The organism is Gemmatimonadota bacterium, assembly GCA_026702745.1.
In the GTDB taxonomy this organism is placed as follows: Bacteria; JAAXHH01; JAAXHH01; order JAAXHH01; family JAAXHH01; genus JAAXHH01.
The window spans coordinates 38,242-54,800 of record JAPPBT010000102.1; the positions used below are offsets into that span (position 1 = coordinate 38,242).

The 16,559-nt window shown below is 60.1% G+C and carries 9 protein-coding genes; 1 reads left to right on the forward strand and 8 read right to left on the reverse strand.

What is annotated here, in order from left to right:
• Window positions 1-129: 129 nt before the first annotated feature.
• The gene (locus tag OXH56_16465; protein MCY3556906.1) at window positions 130-1,596 is read left to right on the forward strand and encodes a lipopolysaccharide biosynthesis protein; all 1,467 of its coding nucleotides are present in this window, start codon (window positions 130-132) and stop codon (window positions 1,594-1,596) included.
• Here OXH56_16465 and OXH56_16470 read toward each other — a convergent pair.
• From OXH56_16470 to OXH56_16505, 8 genes are all read right to left on the reverse strand, one after another.
• Window positions 1,541-3,223, reverse strand: coding sequence for a CRTAC1 family protein (locus OXH56_16470; protein ID MCY3556907.1), 1,683 nt, complete (start codon window positions 3,221-3,223; stop codon window positions 1,541-1,543). The two genes, OXH56_16465 and OXH56_16470, sit on opposite strands and share 56 nt — an antisense overlap.
• Before the next feature lie 86 nt (window positions 3,224-3,309).
• Window positions 3,310-3,861, reverse strand: coding sequence for a hypothetical protein (locus OXH56_16475; protein ID MCY3556908.1), 552 nt, complete (start codon window positions 3,859-3,861; stop codon window positions 3,310-3,312).
• Window positions 3,861-5,024, reverse strand: coding sequence for an NHL repeat-containing protein (locus tag OXH56_16480; protein ID MCY3556909.1), 1,164 nt, complete (start codon window positions 5,022-5,024; stop codon window positions 3,861-3,863). Before OXH56_16480 ends, OXH56_16475 begins: the two co-directional genes overlap by 1 nt.
• The gene (locus tag OXH56_16485; protein ID MCY3556910.1) at window positions 5,014-6,630 is read right to left on the reverse strand and encodes a tetratricopeptide repeat protein; all 1,617 of its coding nucleotides are present in this window, start codon (window positions 6,628-6,630) and stop codon (window positions 5,014-5,016) included. The genes OXH56_16480 and OXH56_16485 overlap by 11 nt, the downstream gene beginning before the upstream one ends.
• Before the next feature lie 10 nt (window positions 6,631-6,640).
• Window positions 6,641-8,572, reverse strand: coding sequence for a multiheme c-type cytochrome (locus OXH56_16490; protein ID MCY3556911.1), 1,932 nt, complete (start codon window positions 8,570-8,572; stop codon window positions 6,641-6,643).
• A gap of 116 nt (window positions 8,573-8,688) precedes the next feature.
• Window positions 8,689-9,708, reverse strand: a complete 1,020-nt coding sequence (locus OXH56_16495) for a PorV/PorQ family protein (GenBank protein ID MCY3556912.1) — start codon at window positions 9,706-9,708, stop codon at window positions 8,689-8,691.
• Window positions 9,709-9,746: 38 nt separating this feature from the next.
• A complete protein-coding gene (locus OXH56_16500) occupies window positions 9,747-12,938 on the reverse strand; it encodes a T9SS type A sorting domain-containing protein (GenBank protein ID MCY3556913.1) in 3,192 nt (1,063 codons plus the stop codon).
• A gap of 89 nt (window positions 12,939-13,027) precedes the next feature.
• Window positions 13,028-16,105 (reverse strand): TonB-dependent receptor, encoded by a 3,078-nt coding sequence (locus OXH56_16505; GenBank protein ID MCY3556914.1) that lies wholly within the window; start codon window positions 16,103-16,105, stop codon window positions 13,028-13,030.
• Window positions 16,106-16,559: the final 454 nt, after the last annotated feature.

Here is a 16,559-nt window from a genome sequence, read left to right on the forward strand (position 1 = left end):
TCCGGCGGTCAAGGCCAACTGCAATTGCTTGACGTCCCCGGCGGTCGCCGGTACCATATCGATGCTCAGCGACTGGGATCCGCCCCTCCCGGGCTACGAGAAACCCTGACCGCCCACAGACCAGGATCCATGTTCCAAGGCCTCAAAAGACTCACCACCCATTCGGCGATCTACGGTCTCAGCGACGTGCTGGGCAGGTCCATGGCCTACCTGCTGGTACCGGTGTATACCCATGTCATGCCCGTGGAAGAATTCGGCTACTATGGGCTCGTATATACCTTCATCGCGCTGGCCAACGTCGTCTTCCTCTACGGCATGGATTCGGCCTTTCTCAGGTACTACGTGCTCGAGGAAGACCGCAAGCGGGATACGCTGAGCACCGGCTATCTCACCATGCTGTTCACGTCGGCCGGGCTCGCCGTGATCATCGTCCTGTTCGCCGCCCGGATCGCGCCCCTGATTGCCGTCTCCGCTTCCCTCACCTCCTACGTCCAGCTGGCCGCCGCCGTCCTGGCGCTGGATGCCCTGAACGCCATTCCCTTCGCGCGACTCCGGGGAGAAGGCAAGGCGGCGACGTTCGCCTCCCTCAAGCTGATGAAGGTCATGATCGAACTGGGGGGGAACTGCTACCTCGTCGTCGTGCTCGACATGGGGCTGCAGGGCATTCTCATCAGCAACATCGCCGGGTCCGGTATCGTTTTCCTCATCCTGGCGGGCATTACCCTGCGGCACATGTCCTTCTCCTGGTCTCGCGGAACGATGGGACGGCTCCTTAAGTTCGGCCTGCCCTACGTGCCCGCCGGCGCCTGCATCATCATCATCGAAACCATCGACCGGCTGATGCTGGAACGGATGGCCGGCACGGAAACCCTCGGTATATACCATGCGGCCCGCAAACTGGGCGTCGGCATGCTCATCTTCGTCACCATGTTCAGGCAGGCCTGGCAGCCCTTCTTCCTGGAGACTTCCAGGGAGGAGAACCCCAGGCCGCTGTTCGCCCGCGTGCTGACCTACTTCCTGGCCATTGCGGGCGGCGTCTTCCTGGCCCTTTCTTTCCTCATCGACGACCTGGTCCGCATATCCTTCGGTGGCTATACCCTTATCGAGGCGTCATACTGGGAAGGGATCGCCGTGGTACCGATCCTGCTCGCGGCTTACGTGCTGTATGGGATCTACGTCAACCTCACCGTGGGCGTCTACCTGGAGAAGAAGACCATCCTGCTCCCCTTCATCACCGCCGCGTCGGCCCTGGTCTGCATCCTGACGAACCTCTGGCTCATCCCGGAATTAGGCATGTACGGGGCGGCAACGGCCTCTGCGGCCGCCTACGCGGTGATGGTGGCCGGGCTGTATTTCGTGGGCCGGAGGTACTACCCCATACCCTATGAATACATCCGTCTGCTCAAGGTAGTCTTCGCGTGCGGCGTGCTGTTCGCAGTGCGTGAACTCACCGGAAGCGCATGGCCCGGGGAGATCACCTGGCCCGGGGAGATCGCCCTGGTCGCGGCCTACCCGGTGGCGTTGTGGGCGATGAGATTCTTCAACGCCGGGGAAATGGCGTTTGCGAGACGATACCTGCGCCTTCGCGGATCGTGATCAGCTGGCCACCTTCGACTCCGGTTGCGACGTCTCTCGCGCCGAGGGGCCATTCCACGATGACCGAGTCCGCCACGGCGTGAGCGCCAAGTCCGAAATGGGCCCTGAGATCGTTGGCCGCAAGGTAGCTGTAGGCGCTTCGGATTTCCCGCGACTGTCGTATGGCATCCGTGACCACGGTGACCCGCGCACCGATGCCGTTGCGATTGCTCCGGACGCCCTCGGTGGCGACGAGCAGGCTGAGGGGGTCGGACTGACCGGCGCCGCCGCTTCCGACGCCATCGCCGCCCCCAATCACGCCGGTCGCACCTCGCCCGTTAATCCCGTCGTTCCGCAGCAGCAGCGGGACGTCGTTCACCGTGGTGACCAGCACGTCGACGTCGCCGTCGTTGTCCACGTCTCCGAAGGCCGCGCCACGGTGCACGCGCTCCACCTGGAAGGGTGGACCCGCTTCAGGGCTGACGTCGGTGAAAACGCCATCGCCCTCGTTCCGGAACAGCTGATTGGTCTGCGCGTAGGTGATCGTCGGATCGAAGAGGGAGATGTTGTCGATCACGTGGCCGTTCGCTGCGAAGATATCCAGCCAGCCATCGTGATCGAAATCCTTGAAGGCCGTACCGAATCCCAAAAAGAGCAGTGTGGGATTGCCCACGCCCGCGCCGAAAGTCGTTTCGGTGAATGTACCGTTCCCGTTGTTCCGGTGCAGCGAGTTGGGTTCCAGGGAGAAATTGGTCACGTAGATGTCCGCCGACCCATTCCGGTCGTAGTCTCCGAAATCCACCCCCATGCCCGCCCGGGCTACGCCGTCCTCGCCATAGGCCACGCCCGCCAGCAGGGCCATGTCGGTAAACGTGCCGTCGCCGTTGTTCCGGTACAGGAAATCCGGCGTCAGGTCGTTGGCCACGAAGATATCCGTCCATCCGTCGCCGTCGTAGTCGCCTCCCACGACCCCGAGGCCCTTGCCATTCGGATTCGAGATTCCCGCCGCCACGGAGACGTCGGAAAACGTGCCGTCGCCGTTGTTTCGGTACAACAGGTCGGCCGCGCCTTCGTAGATGTCGGGTCCGCAGTAGGACTGGATGCCGTCCCGGGAGCAGCGCTTGTTGGTCTCGAAGTCGAATTCGACGTATGCGCACACGTAGAGGTCCAGGTACCCGTCCCGGTCGTAGTCCAGGAACGCCGCGCTGGTCGAGAACATGGGGTTCGTCGGTACCGTCAGACTCGCCCGGGCGGTCACGTTCCGGAATGTCCCGTTCCCTTCGTTACGGTAGAGGATGTTCGCCCCGTAATTCGTGACGAACAGGTCGTCGTCGCCGTCGTTGTCGTAATCCGCGACGGCCAGGCCCATCCCGTAACCCCCCGCATTGCCCACGCCGGCCTGGCTGGTTACATCCGTGAAGGATCCGTCACCGTCGTTGCGATAGAGGGCGCTGGACAGGGGCCGGTCGGGCACGAAACCCGGTATGGCCGCGCCGTTGAGCAGGTAGACGTCGAGGTCGCCGTCTCCGTCGTAGTCGATGAACCCGCCGCCGGACGCCACCGTTTCGAGGAAGTAGTACCGGCCCGATTTGCCGTTGGTGTGCCGGAACGTGATCCCGGCGGTAGACGCGATGTCCGTGAACTGCACGACCGGCCGGGGCCCTTCAGGACGAGGATCGGGCTGGCCACAGGAAGGAAAGAGGAATAGGAAGGAGAGAAGTACCGGCGCCCATCTCAACGGCGTTTTCTCATAAGTACGACGGTCATGGCCACGAGGGCAAGCACACCCAGGCTGACCCCGGCGACGAGAAAGCCCGACACCGGTTCCCTGACCAGCGGAACCTCGAAGGCGACACTTGCCTTCTGTTCGCCGCGGGCCGCAAACTCCACCTCAACGTGATGCACGCCCGGAATCCGCCGGGTCCACATGATGGGACGGTCTATGGCCTCGGCTTCGGCACTGTGGTAATGAGTGTATACGTTGCCCTGTGGATCCGTGATCCCGATCCGGAGGACGCCCGCGTAGTATTCGCCCGACGACCTGCGCTGGACGTAGGTCACGAATCGCGCGTCGCCGCCGAGATCGTAGGCCTTGAAGGTCAGCGTGTACCCTGCGTCCATGTCCCGTGCTTCGTCGACGACGGCCTGCTCGGAGAACGTATATCCGACGAAAGTGCCGCCCGCCACCTGATCGTCACCGGGCGCCCCGTTGCAGCCTGGCGCCGTAACCACCAGCGTGACCACCGCCGTGAACACCAGAAAGAAGCTTGTTTTGATACCGCGCACTAGTTGTACTCCTCGGGAAAAACGAAGTGGTACCGGACGACTCGGTCCTCCTCCAGTTCCGCGAAATAGATCCGGCCCTGCCGGTCCACGTGCATGGGTACGCCGACCACGTCGAACTGCGCCGACATTTCCCACTTTCCATCCGGCCTGAAGAAATCGAACCATCGATCCAGTTTCGTCAATTGCAGTCTGGGCATGCCCATCACGTTGAGACCGATCTGTTCGAATTCCTGGTACTGTATGGAGTTGACGATTCGTCCGTCGGGCAGAACGGCCAGTCCGCCGGACACGCCCACGGGCGGCGGTTGCCGCGTAGCCGTCCAGCGCGCCATGGGGTTCATAGCGAAGGGAGTGGTCCGGTAGAACTCCAGTTCCAGTCCGTTTACCCGGTCGAATTTACGGATCCAGTAAGGGTGTTTCGCGGATACGACCACGTAACCGTCCTCCGTCGTTTCCATGGCCGCGTCTGAATACGCGATGAATTCCTTGAGCGTTCCCGTGCGCCGCAGGGTCTCCATCGGATTGTAGAACTTGGTGATCGGATCGCCTTCCGGACTGTATTTGTAGATGAGATCGTGCTGCGTAATGACGAAGACGAGCACGTTGCCCTCGGCATCGATGCGTATGCGGCGAGGCTTCGTAACCTGCGTGGACCAGATGTCCGCGAAGGTAAGGTCCGGATTGAGTACCGTGACCCGGTCGAGTTCGTTGTCCAGCACGAACAGTCTTCCTTCGTCATCCACCGCCATGTCTACCGGAGACCTGAACTGCAGCGGTCCCACGCCTAACGACCCTACGGCCGACTGAAAGCTACCGGATTCGTCGAACCTGGAAATCTGTTTTAGGTCCGAATCGGCAATATAGATGTTGCCGCTTCGATCCGTGGTGATCCCGAAAACCGAAGCAAAGGACGGGCCCTCGCCTCCTTGGATCACCAGGTCTTCTTCGAGCGTGACGTCAGCCGTCTGATCGGGTGCGTGCCGGACCGGGGCGTCGCTGATGACTCTTGAAGCGCCCGCGACCACTTCCGTTCTCCCGCGCCACATCCCGTCATCGTCCGCTTCCGTACAGCCCATCAGAAGTGCCGCGGCCAGGAGCGACAACGCTCCGGACTTGAACCGCTTCATCCGCTTCTCCTTCCGGTACATCGATTCATGATCCATTCCTTTCCTGCCTGATCTGCTCCCACTGCTGCTGCAATATCACGTTTTCCGGCTCGATACGGATGGCAGTCCGCATCGCTTCATCGGCCCCGCCGTAGTCTCCTCTCGCGTTCCGCACGATAGCGAGCGTTTCGTAGGCGACGGCGGTAGGCGCGATCTCAACCGCCCTGCCAGCCAGTTCAAGGGCACGGTCCAGGTCCTCCCCGTGCCGGGTGATGAGCCAGGCCAGGTTCGTATAGGCCTCCACATAGTTCGAATCCAGCAGGATCGCCTGCTGATATGCAACGCGTGCCTCATCGAACATGCCCAGTTCCACGTAGGCCACGCCCAGGTTGTTAAAGGCGTGAACGAAACGGGGCGACAGCTCCGTCGCTATCCTGAATTCCCGCACGGCGTCCTCGTACCGGCCCAGGCGGGTAAGGGCCGTCGCCATGTTGTAATGCACCTCCGCCACCCGGGGGTTCAGCCGTACCAGGGATTCCGCCTGCGACAACGCTTCCCTGAACCCGTTGAGCTGCTGAAACGTATCGAGAAAACGCCTGGCCTCGTCCTGTCTGCCCATGGCGTTCAAGGTGTTTCCGATCGCAAGATAGGGTTCGGGGTACGTCCGGTTGAGTTCTATCGCCCGCGAGAACGCTTCCAGGGCTTCTTCTTGCCGTTGGGCGGCCGCATAGGCCGTACCCGCATGGTAGTGAAGGGTAGGCGACTCGGGATCCATCTCCAGGGTCTCCTTGTACAGCGTGATCGCCCGTTCAGCCTGGCCAGCACGCAGCGAGGCCTGGGCAAGACCCGCGATGGCTTCCACCGATGCTTCATCAATGCGTAGCGCGTTCTCGTAGGACCGGACCGCGTCGTCGACACGGCCTTCACTCAACGCGATCACACCGAGCTGGCAGTAGGCTTCCAGCATGCCGCTATCCACCTGCAAAACCGCACGAAAGGCATCCCGCGCTTCCTGGAACTTACGCTGATCCAGCATCACGCGTCCCAACGCGAACCGGGCGTCGACGTATTCCGGATCGATGGACAGGGCATTGGCATAGGAAATGGCGGCCTCGTCCAGGGCGCCCAGTTTCTCTTCCGTGGTCCCCCGGCCGTAGTGAAACCGGCTGTTGTCGGGGTCACGGCCCGTCGCCTCGACGAAGGACTTGATCGATTCGACAAGCCGGCCCGTGTACTGGTAGGCCTGGCCCAGGTTGTAGTGAGGTTCGGCGCGATCGGGATCCATTTCCACGACGCGGAGGAACGCCTCGATCGCTTCGTCGTACCGTTCCTGCCGGGCGTAGACCAGACCCAGGTTGAAATGGGCATCGGCGTCCCCGGGACGCAGTTCGGTGACGACCAGGAAGGCCGCTTCCGCCGTGTCCAGCTTTTCCAACGCGACGGCGGCAAGCCCAAGGTTGAAGTAGTTGGAGGGTTCGTTCCTGTTGTCCTCGATCTGCCGTCGGAAGTACATCACGTCTTCGAGCAGAATGGACTCGTCCTCGGGGGACAGTTGCCTGACCCCTTCATCCTGACGGACGGTGGTTATGCTCGTTAGGTAGGGACCGGTGTCCGTAATCAGAGGCGTGTAAAGCAGAAGGGCTGCGAGAAGGATATTGCGCATGCCGTACCCGTCAGTCGAAGTAGGATCTGATTCGATCGCGGAGGCTCAGTCCTTTTGAAGGCGTGGAAACTTCCAGTTGCCCAACAGGCCTTACCGAGGTGACGTCCGAAGCCACGGTCATGTCCTTCTGTGTCCACTTCTTGAGATCCGCCAGCGGCTTGAACGCTCTTCTGTAAATCAGATCGGTATGGATATCCACGCGATCGACATCCGACGGGACTTCAAAGGAATACACGGAGCGATCCGCCTCGCGCGCCTTGATCCGCGTGTCTTCAACGATGCGGGTCGCCTGCCAGTCCATGACGTGGGTATTGCCCTCGTCGTCACCGAAGACCAGGGCGAATCCCTTGCCCGGGTAGCCCGCGTAGTTCCCTTCGGCCAGGTCGCCTTCCCCGCCGTAGGACGGTACGCGCTGGTCCCCCAGGTAACGCAGGGTATCGCCATTGGCCAGCACCGGTGTGACGAGCAACAGCATGTTTCGGATGGTGATTCCCGACGGGATATGGTGGCCGGTATTTACGTTGCGCACGTCCACGGTCACCGTCAGCAGGCCTTTGGATACAACAGCGTCGATGGCCAGGGTGGCGGCATTCGGCAGGAGCTCTTCCGTGGCCCCGGGGAACCCATGTGTTTTAACGGTGGTCGGATCCCGGTATCCGATGGGTGTCCAGAACTTCTCCGCGTCGCCGTTTACGAAAGAACCAAAGGTGAAACCATCGGATTCGGGCTCCATGTGACAGTCCTGGCACTCGATGCCCATGGCGGAATAGGGACTCTCCTTCCATTCCCGATACGTATCCATGAACGGAAGGCCGTGCTTGTTCTTGTGCTGGTGGCAGGCAGAGCAGTAGTCACTGCTCGTGTATTGCGGATTGTAACTCGCCACCATCGGAGAGGTGTTGGATGAACCCGGCAACGGGGTAAAGTTGATGACGTCGTCATAGGGTCCGTAGACGAAGATCGGCGGAAACTTCCCCTTGATGAGCCTGGCATGTCTTTCCTCTTCCATGGCCACCAGGTTAAGGGTAATCGATCCATTCACGCCCGCGTGATCATTCACCTCCACGTTCTGGATCTTGTGGCAGAAATCGCAATGTATCCCCGCGGCGTCGACCGAACCGGCCATTTTCTCGTACTCCATGCGTTCAAGCGTCTTGTAGTCCTGGATGGTAGGATAGGCCAGCGAACGGTTGTACACGACCTTCAGGTCGGTGTTCCCCGGCGCGCGCACGGCGGCCGAGGGAGCGTGGCAATCGGCGCATTCTCCGGCTTCATCGGGGAAATCCAGCCTGAAACCCGGCCCCACGTTCTCATTCCCGTCCGCATCCGTACCGTCGTAAAGATTCAACGTCCACGGATTGGTCACGCCTTTCGCGTGTTGGGAAGTATTCCACTGATCGTAGAGGTCTCTGTGGCAGAGGTAGCAGGTCGGTTCGAAATGGCAGAGGTTGCACCCCTCTTCGAAGCCCGTGTGGGATTGCATACGCAGTCGTTCCAGCTCTTCCGGATCTTCGCGAAGATCGACCAGCGATTTATGGGGGGTGATGAAATCGTAGGAGTCGTCTTTTTCTTCCGGTACTTTTTGCAATATAATCGTCGTATATGAGGTTTTGGGATCGACCATGACCCCGCCATTCAACCAGCCTTCCTTGCCTGCCGTTACCGCGTAATGCTGCACGGGATCTTCAATGATGTTCAGGGTAAACCTTCCCTCGGAATCGGTAAGCACGAAATTCGGCTTTCCGTGTTCCCGCACGCGGACATCCGGTATGGGATCTTTCCCATCGATGACGATTCCGCTCAGCTGCAGGGCCTGGGCCCTGGTTTCCAGACCGATCATCGCTCCGGCTGTCACGATGCATCCGATCACGAAAATCCTCAACACCTGCCTGAATGCGGTCAGGCGTTTCGCGGCCAGTCCGGTCAGTCTGTACAACACCATCGGAATTCCCCGATTCTCTCACAACATAAGAGAATCCCTCATCGAACGGACTGAGGGATTCTCCTGGTGCTTCAAACGATAATGCTTACATCCATCGGTACTTCCTGGCTTGATGTTTAGAAGCCCACGCCGACGGACACGCGATGCAGATCGTCCAGCAGTTCATACTGCGTATACGCGTAATCAACGTTGAGACTCAATTCACCCTGGCTGAACCGGAGACCGGCACCAGCGGAAACGCCTTCGTCCTGGCCGCCACTGTAACCGGCTTTCCAGCCAACCCGCCCCGCGATGTAATCGTTCACCCACCACTCGATACCAAGATTGAGCACGGAATCGAACTCGCGAAGCTTCCAGAGTTCGGCGCTGGTCATGATGCTACCCACCGGCAGTTCGGTCGGTTCAATGGCGAAACCGATACGGAACGTCGTGGGCAACTGATCGCGAGCGCTCGACTCATCGATGAATTGCATGTCCGGACCGAAGTTCTGGAACGAGGCGCCAATACGGAAGTTACGGAAGTCCGTCGTATAGATGGTGCCCACGTCGACCGCAACCGCCGTGCTGGTCCGGTCATCGTCTCCGGCACCGCTCGTGCCTTCCGACACGTACTTCAGCGATCCACCGACCGCGAACGAATCCGTCAGACGACGTGCGTAACTCGGACCGATGGCCAGGTCCGTCACGTTAAAGTTCTGGCCCTGGTTGGCGAATTGACCCGTCGGATCTCCAGAGGTGGTATAGGGTATGTCGCCCGAAAGCAACGAATGCACACTCACACCCACCGCCCCGTTATCGCCGAGATTCCACACGAGACCTGCGCTGAACACGGTCATTTCCGCAAAATACGGTGCGTAGGAAACGCCGACCGCACCCCTGCCCTCAACGAACACCATGGTAGCCTGGTTCGTAAGGGCCGAGAAGGCGCCAAGGTCCGTATAGGACGTGGCGGAAGATGCAACACCCGCGACACGGGCGCTAGAATCCAGCGTCAGAAACTTCGTCGCGGCGGTTCCACCTTTGGAAACCTGAGCATGTACCGGCGCTGACAGTGCCAGCAGCAGTCCGGTGACCACGCCCCAGCGAAACAATACTTTCATTAGAAAACCTCCCTGAATCGGACCGCCCCGCGCCATGGCCGGTCATGGCCCATGGCGCAGGACGTAACCGCAGTTTACCGCCGGACGTAGAGTTTCAACGTTTTCGCGTAGTCCACGCCACCGATCTCGGCTTCTACCACGATAATATACAGACCGCTGGAAACAGGTACGTTGGAATCATTCTTCAGATCCCAGTCCGTCACACCACCGATCGTCGTGGTCTGGTCACCCGGCACGGAGAACTGCTTCACCTGCAGGCCGGCCGCATCGAAGATCGTGATGCGGGACGGTACCGGAGCGTTGAAGAACTTGACGGTCTGAGACTTCGTCGCCAGATCCCACTGGGCCTGGAAGACAAAGGGGTTGGGTGCGACCGTCATCAGATTCTCAAACTCCGCCACACCGCCGACCACGTCGTTACGGACCACGGTTGTCGGGATGACGTCCTGTCCCGGAACCTGCGGACCCACCGTCAGACCCCGGTAGGGATACTGACCGTGCCAGCGTCCGTCCGTCCCGTTTGCGTTCATCGTGTAGAAACTCTCGAGGCCATTGATGGTACGGGTGATCACGCGCTGCGAAGAACCCTGATCTGCGACGTAGTTGTCGAAATCGTGCTGCTGCGCGCTTTCGGTATCCACCGAGGCTACGTAGTACCAGTAGCTGAACCCGATCAGCACGGAGCGATCCTCGAACATATAACCGCTCTTGCCCACCAGTCGGGGATCGGTGGGAATACCGCCAACACTGGTAATCTGCGCATCACCGGATCCGATGGCATCCGGATAGCGATCCGAGAAGCTGGTGGCGATGGCCGTCGTGGCGCCCAGTGCGTTGTTTGCTTCGACGATCTGCGCCGAACTGGGCTTGGTTTCGATGAAATCATCCTCGAAACCCGGCAGCCTGCTGCCAGCCGGATACGGGTTCGGATAGGAAACGGACTCCGGCGGATTCAGGCTGTTGGTCTGATTTCCGCCGCCGCCGCCGAATTCAGCGATCTGGACGTACGGACCGGAGAAGTTCGGCGCTGCGAAGCGCTTCACCAGGTCGTCAGCCACGAAGTCGTATACCCGGCCGATGTTATAATCGGCACCGAGGGTCAGCCCTTCGTGGATGAACCGGGCGTAGGGATGGCCCTGCTTCACCGCGGCACTCGTCGGATCGGTTACGTCCGTGACCGGTGCAGCGCCTTCGCTCAGACCCAGGTTCGGCGGAATCACCGTACTGTTGTAACCGACTTCATGGGCCACCGTAGCGGTCGGGAACTGATCAATGAAACCGGAAGCACGGTACACGCGGTACTTCGAGAAGTCCGCGCGGCCCAGGCCCGGATCCCTAGCCGTTTCCGCATTGTTGGCCCATGCCAGCGCGATCGTACCGTTGGCGGTCGGGAAGACCGACAGGGTAGGAGGCGGAGGCGGATGGAACAGCGCGCCGCTGGCTGCACCGCGACCGGGGTTGTGCGTCGCGGTCATGACTGCGCCGCCACCGTCCCGCATGACGGAACCATCAGCGTTGTACATTGGGACAGTGCGGTCATTGGAGCCGTCCCAGTAGTACGTGTTGTTGGCCATGTTGTACTTCCGCTGCATCCACACGTCCATGGCACGGAGGTACACGTCGTAAGTGCCGTCCTTGCCGGCGCCGACGACATCAGCGTGCCAGATGGACAGATCCTCGCCGGGCGCCTTGGTGTAGGGGCCCCAGCCAAGGGCGTTCCGGATACAACCGGCGCCCGAGGTCTCTTCCTTCGTGTCGCTTCCGTTGTACGGATCGGGCACGATGCCCCGGAACACGCCGTCGAGATCGAAGAGCGTAAAGCTGTCATACTGACCAGGCTGCACACCATTGGCCACGCCGGGGTTGCCGGACTGGGTCAGGTTACGCGGGTCGCCCCACATCAGGCCCATGCCCGCGGCCGATCCACCCGGCTGCGTCTTGGCAGTCCAGGTGCTGATATCGGAGTTTCTATCAAGCGGAGAGCCACTGGTAAAGAGATCCGGATGCGGTGAACTGCTTCCGCCCGGCACGTTGACTTTCTTGTTCTCGAGGTACTTGGTAAGGGAACCCTCGTACCAGCCGAAAACGGTCCTGAGGTCGGCGATCCACCATTCGTGGGTATTGAACAGGCCGACGGAAGGCGCGTCATAGATATCCAGCGCCGCGACATTGTTCAGATCCCCGTACATATCATCGTCGCCGGAACCTTCCAGGACCAGCAGGGAGGCCTCGCCCACGTGCAGCGGATTGAAGTTACCGTTGGTCGTATTCCACACGTAGGAATCGATCCCCGGATGGTTCGGATTGTCCTCGTCGAACATGGTAACCAGACCCGAATAGAAACGATCGCTGAAGGGCGCCTGGTTGTATCGACCCGAATTGATCAATCCTTCCGGCACGGCGAGAGGCATCACACGACTGAACATGGCGGGCGGCTGCTTGTCGTCGCCGCCGGTTCCGCCGCCGATCGCCCCACCGGTCAGGAGTGGGTTGTTCGTCCAGGGAATATCAAAGTCGTAATTGAAGATGATCAGGAAGTTCTTGATCGTAACGCCTTGCTCTTCCAGCGTGCCGTCCTGATTCACATCGACATCACCGTGCACGTGCAGCACGTGACGCAGCAGGATGAAATCATTCGTATGACCGTAGCCGTAGCTGAAGCTGTACGACTGACGCTGGACACGGATGCCGGCATTCGTATTGAACGTCGTTTCCGTAATGAACGGCTCGCGGTAACCGCCAGGTCCCACGGTGCCACCAGCAAAACCCGGGCTCGTTGATCCACCCTGATCGGACCAGAAGCCCTGGGGCGCCTGCTCGCGCTGGTGAGGCGGTGCACGGTAAACGTTGGTGGTACCGATGAAATCGCCTTCAGCACGGCTGATGGGCATACCGGCCACGGCGTTGGGCTGATAGGCCGTAATCCCGAAGGCCGACGCCCACAGCGGCGCATCCAACCCGCCCGCGGGAAAGGTGTACGACGGGAAGCCCATCGTGGGACTCATGGAACGGCCCGATCCCCGCCAGCCTACGCCGGTGTAGGTATCGGTGATTTCCGAGTTCATGATGGCCATGTAGGTCTGGCCGCCAATATAGGCATCCTGTCTTTCGTCCAGGGCCAACTCGTTCGGGATCGGAGACCCCTGAGTCGCCGCGGATCTTGCCGGGGCGTCCGGCAACGCCGTGAGGTATTGAGCGACCCCCAGGGCAAGCGCCGTCGTAAACACGACCGCTCCGGCTGTTACATATCGACGCCATTTCTTCAAAATGAACCTCCTTATGCCGGCAACGTCTTGCGAACGTCGCCAACCTGGCGAGGAGACGCGCGGGAAATGCGCGTCTCCTCGCGTTGGATTTACCAAGCTAAGTTGAGACCCACCCAGATATCGCGTGGTCCGTTGGCCTGCGAGCCGATGCCACCTACCGGACCGCCTACGAGGCCTACAGGATCTCCACGACGGTGCCAACGATCGCCGGCTGCATTGGCAGCATTGCTGACGATGCTGTAGATATTCGTCCGGTCGAAGAGATTGTTAACCTGGGTGAACACGCCCAACCGTACCGCGCCGAGATCGAAAGACTTCTGGGCGTACAGGTCGGTCGTCCACGTCCAGGGCGAACGCTGCGAAGCAGCAAGCAGACCGAGCGGATCGATCGCTTGATCGCTGGACGTGCGGTACTGGTTGCCGCTCTGCGCCTTGGTCAGGAAGGAAGCGTTTATACCATAGGGCAGCTCGACCAGGAGGTTCGCAACGATCCGGTGACGACGATCGAAACTGGTGAACTCGCGTATGTAGGTATCCGGCGTCGGAGTTCCATCCACGAAGTCGGAGAATACGAGCACTGTCTCGCCGCCGCGCTCACGAACCGTTTGAGGCGTCGTCAGATCGGACGTGAAAGCCAGGGTGTAGTTGGCCCGTACCGAGAACCGGTTGGCCATCTGGCGCCGCACCGACACCTCAAGTCCCCGTGTATCCTGGGCATGAGTCGGAAGCAGTATGGAAATCTCGCGCTGCGAACCGCCGATGAAAGCGACATCGGGCGCGAAGAGCCATACCAGCGGCAGGTTGTTCACGTCCCGGAAATAACCCGTGACGTCCAGGTAGTACCCGGGATAGACCTCGGCCTGCAGACCCATCTCGTAGTTCGTGGACTTCTGGAACGGCAGATCCGGGTTTCCGTGGTTCCGCTCGAATGACGAGGTTTGAACCAGACCGGTGAACAGTCTTTCCAGCGACGGGCGCTGGTTGAAGATCCCGTACGAATAATGCAGCGCGGCGCGATCCGTGATCGGGTGAGAGATACCCAGGCGCGGTGCGAGACCCGTCTTCATCGACGGCTCGAGCGTGCGGTATTCGGGATCGTCATGCTCGGGATCGGGACCCGGACGCGGACGGTACGGGTTGATCGCGTTGGCGTTGGCATCGAAGATGTCCAGACGCAGTCCCGCGTTCACCACGAGGCTACCGTACTCGATCCGGTCCTGCATGTATGCGAAGTACTCGACCGGGTAAACGTGCGCCTGACGTCCAGCGAGGGGCAGGACGCTGGCCGTCGGATCCCGGTTGAGGTCGTTGAAGAGCGTCACGGCGTTACCCCGGGCGGGACCCCGCGTGTTCTCTTCGTAATCGTTCATCGTAATGCCGAATCCGCCCTTGAGCTGATGATTCGAGGTCATCTGGCTCGTAATGGCGAAATTTATGTCGGTCTTGAACGGGCGTCGACTCGTGTAGTTACCGAAGTCGATCGAAGCGTAGGCCTCATCGCCGTACAGGATATAAGGCACCTGCGTACCGGCGCCCTGCTCAAGCGGCGAATAACCCACGGAGTGGATGAACGCATCGGTAAGGGCCGGCAGGGGCTCCTTGCCGTACTTGGGATTATAGCGTTCGTTGTACTCGCGCAGGTGGCTGAAGCGGATCTCGTAGAAGGTACGAGGGCTGAGCGTATGGGTAAACGCCAGGTTGAAGTGCAGCCGGCCGCCGTAATCCTGGTTGAGACCTTCTTTATTGTACTTCCAGGCATAGTTCGAGGAGCCCGGATCGAAAATCCCGCCGACGCTGCCCGAACCACGATTGCCCTTCTTGCTGAAGAAACCCTGGTCTTCGATGAGTCCGGACATGGACAGCTTCATGGCGGTCTCTGGCCGGTAGGTCATCTTGACGAAGGTGTTCATCACGCGCGCGTAGTCATTGGGATTCCGTCCCCAACTCTCCGCGAACCGGCCCGATGCGAACCAGTTCAACTTGCTGCCCAGCGGACCGCCCATGCCGAAGTCGATCTGTACCGGGCGCTTCTCCGTCCGGTTGTTCCGGGCGAACTGGTTGTACTTGTCCAGATGGAACGACCGGTCCACTGCGAAACTATTGGCCTGGGCTTCCGGCAAACCGTCGGTCAGATAGGACCAGTTGATGGCCTCGACCTCCGGAATGACCCGGTCATAATCCCAATAATAGTTGTCGCGCTTGTAGATGGCGGACCAGCTGTCCGGCGCGCCGGTCATGTCCAACACGTCGAAGGGATCCTGCAGCCTGAGACCGTCGTCCGCGCGGGCCGGGTCGCTGTTGAAGGCGTTCGTCTTGTCGATCGCGTCCTGGATGACCTTGCGCAGGTCCTCCTCGGACCAGGTCCCTGCCCGGTACGCGTCCACGATATCCATATCCGGCGGCTTGACCCAGTTGAGACCCTTCTGGCCCAGCGTGCGGTATTCGAAGTTACCGTTGTAGCTGGCGCCGCCTTCGCGGGTCACCACCGAGGTAATGCCGGCCAGTGCGTTCACGTATTCGGCGTTGAACGTACCCGTCTTGACCTCGAGTTCCTGGATCATGTAGGGGTTGACCGCAAACGCCTGTCTCGTATTCGTACGCTGCCCGGTTACCGTGGCCCCGTCGAGCGTGGTCTGCTGATCCTCCGCGCGACCGCCTCGGAGGTTACCGGCGAAACTTCCCGCAGTGGTCAGGACCACTTCGGAAATGCTGATCACCGGCATCGAGTGGATTTCCTCGGCCTGCACGATGGTCCGGGTGGAGGTAAGGCTCTTCTCGACCAGATCCCGCGTCGCCACGACCTCGACCGCCTCCGCGGATTCGAGAATCGTGGATTCCAGCTCGAAGTTGAGCGTCGTGGTCAAGTCGGCATTCACCAACGTACCCACGGCCCTCACCGGGACGTAGCCGATGACGTTCACCACCAGGTTGTAGTTGCCGGGCGGTACGTTCAGGATAAAGTACTCGCCCATGTCATTCGCCATCGCACCCAGAACCGTGCCCTCGACTTGGACACTGGCTGCCGGCAGCGGTTCCCGCGTCGCGCTGTCGACCACGACACCGGAAATCTTACCCAGCGACAACTGCGCCTGTGCATCCGTCGAGATGCTGAGCACTAACGCGAAAGCGAATGCGAAGCGCAAAGCTCGTGAAATTGTTATAGACATCTAATTCACTCCTCGTTTAACAGAGCCCTTCTGATTATTGTCAGCTTGCCCCGGCCTGCTGACGGTATCGTAATGTTGCAGACTCGACTTCAAATTCCAACCGCACTTCTTTCGACACTCACCTCCCTCCAGCGATGGTATTGGGGCAATCGTATATAAATAAGTAATCTGAATACCTTAAAATACTAGAAACGACATACATGACGGCCGCGTGCAAGGGCGTGAACACGCGACGAAACATCGATTTTGGATGTCAGGATTCCAAGTTCCTATTTAATGCAAACAACGTGCCAGATTTCGATTCGCCCGCCGGCGCGCACAACTCCCTGCCCGGAACCCATTGGGGCTCTAGGTGTAACAAGTCCATGTGCCGTATTCTGCCACCTGTAAGGGGTCGTTCCGGACAACACGAAACACGAAATAATTTTCATCCTTCGATACGGGCTGAAACGAA

Bases quoted from the DNA above. Each gene is read 5' to 3' on its own strand.
- OXH56_16465 (MCY3556906.1), top strand. From the start codon at position 130: ATGTTCCAAGGCCTCAAAAGACTCACCACCCATTCGGCGATCTACGGT.
- OXH56_16480 (MCY3556909.1), bottom strand. From the start codon at position 5,024: ATGGATCATGAATCGATGTACCGGAAGGAGAAGCGGATGAAGCGGTTC.
- OXH56_16485 (MCY3556910.1), bottom strand. From the start codon at position 6,630: ATGCGCAATATCCTTCTCGCAGCCCTTCTGCTTTACACGCCTCTGATT.
- OXH56_16490 (MCY3556911.1), bottom strand. From the start codon at position 8,572: ATGGTGTTGTACAGACTGACCGGACTGGCCGCGAAACGCCTGACCGCA.
- OXH56_16495 (MCY3556912.1), bottom strand. From the start codon at position 9,708: ATGGCGCGGGGCGGTCCGATTCAGGGAGGTTTTCTAATGAAAGTATTG.
- OXH56_16505 (MCY3556914.1), bottom strand. From the start codon at position 16,105: ATGTCTATAACAATTTCACGAGCTTTGCGCTTCGCATTCGCTTTCGCG.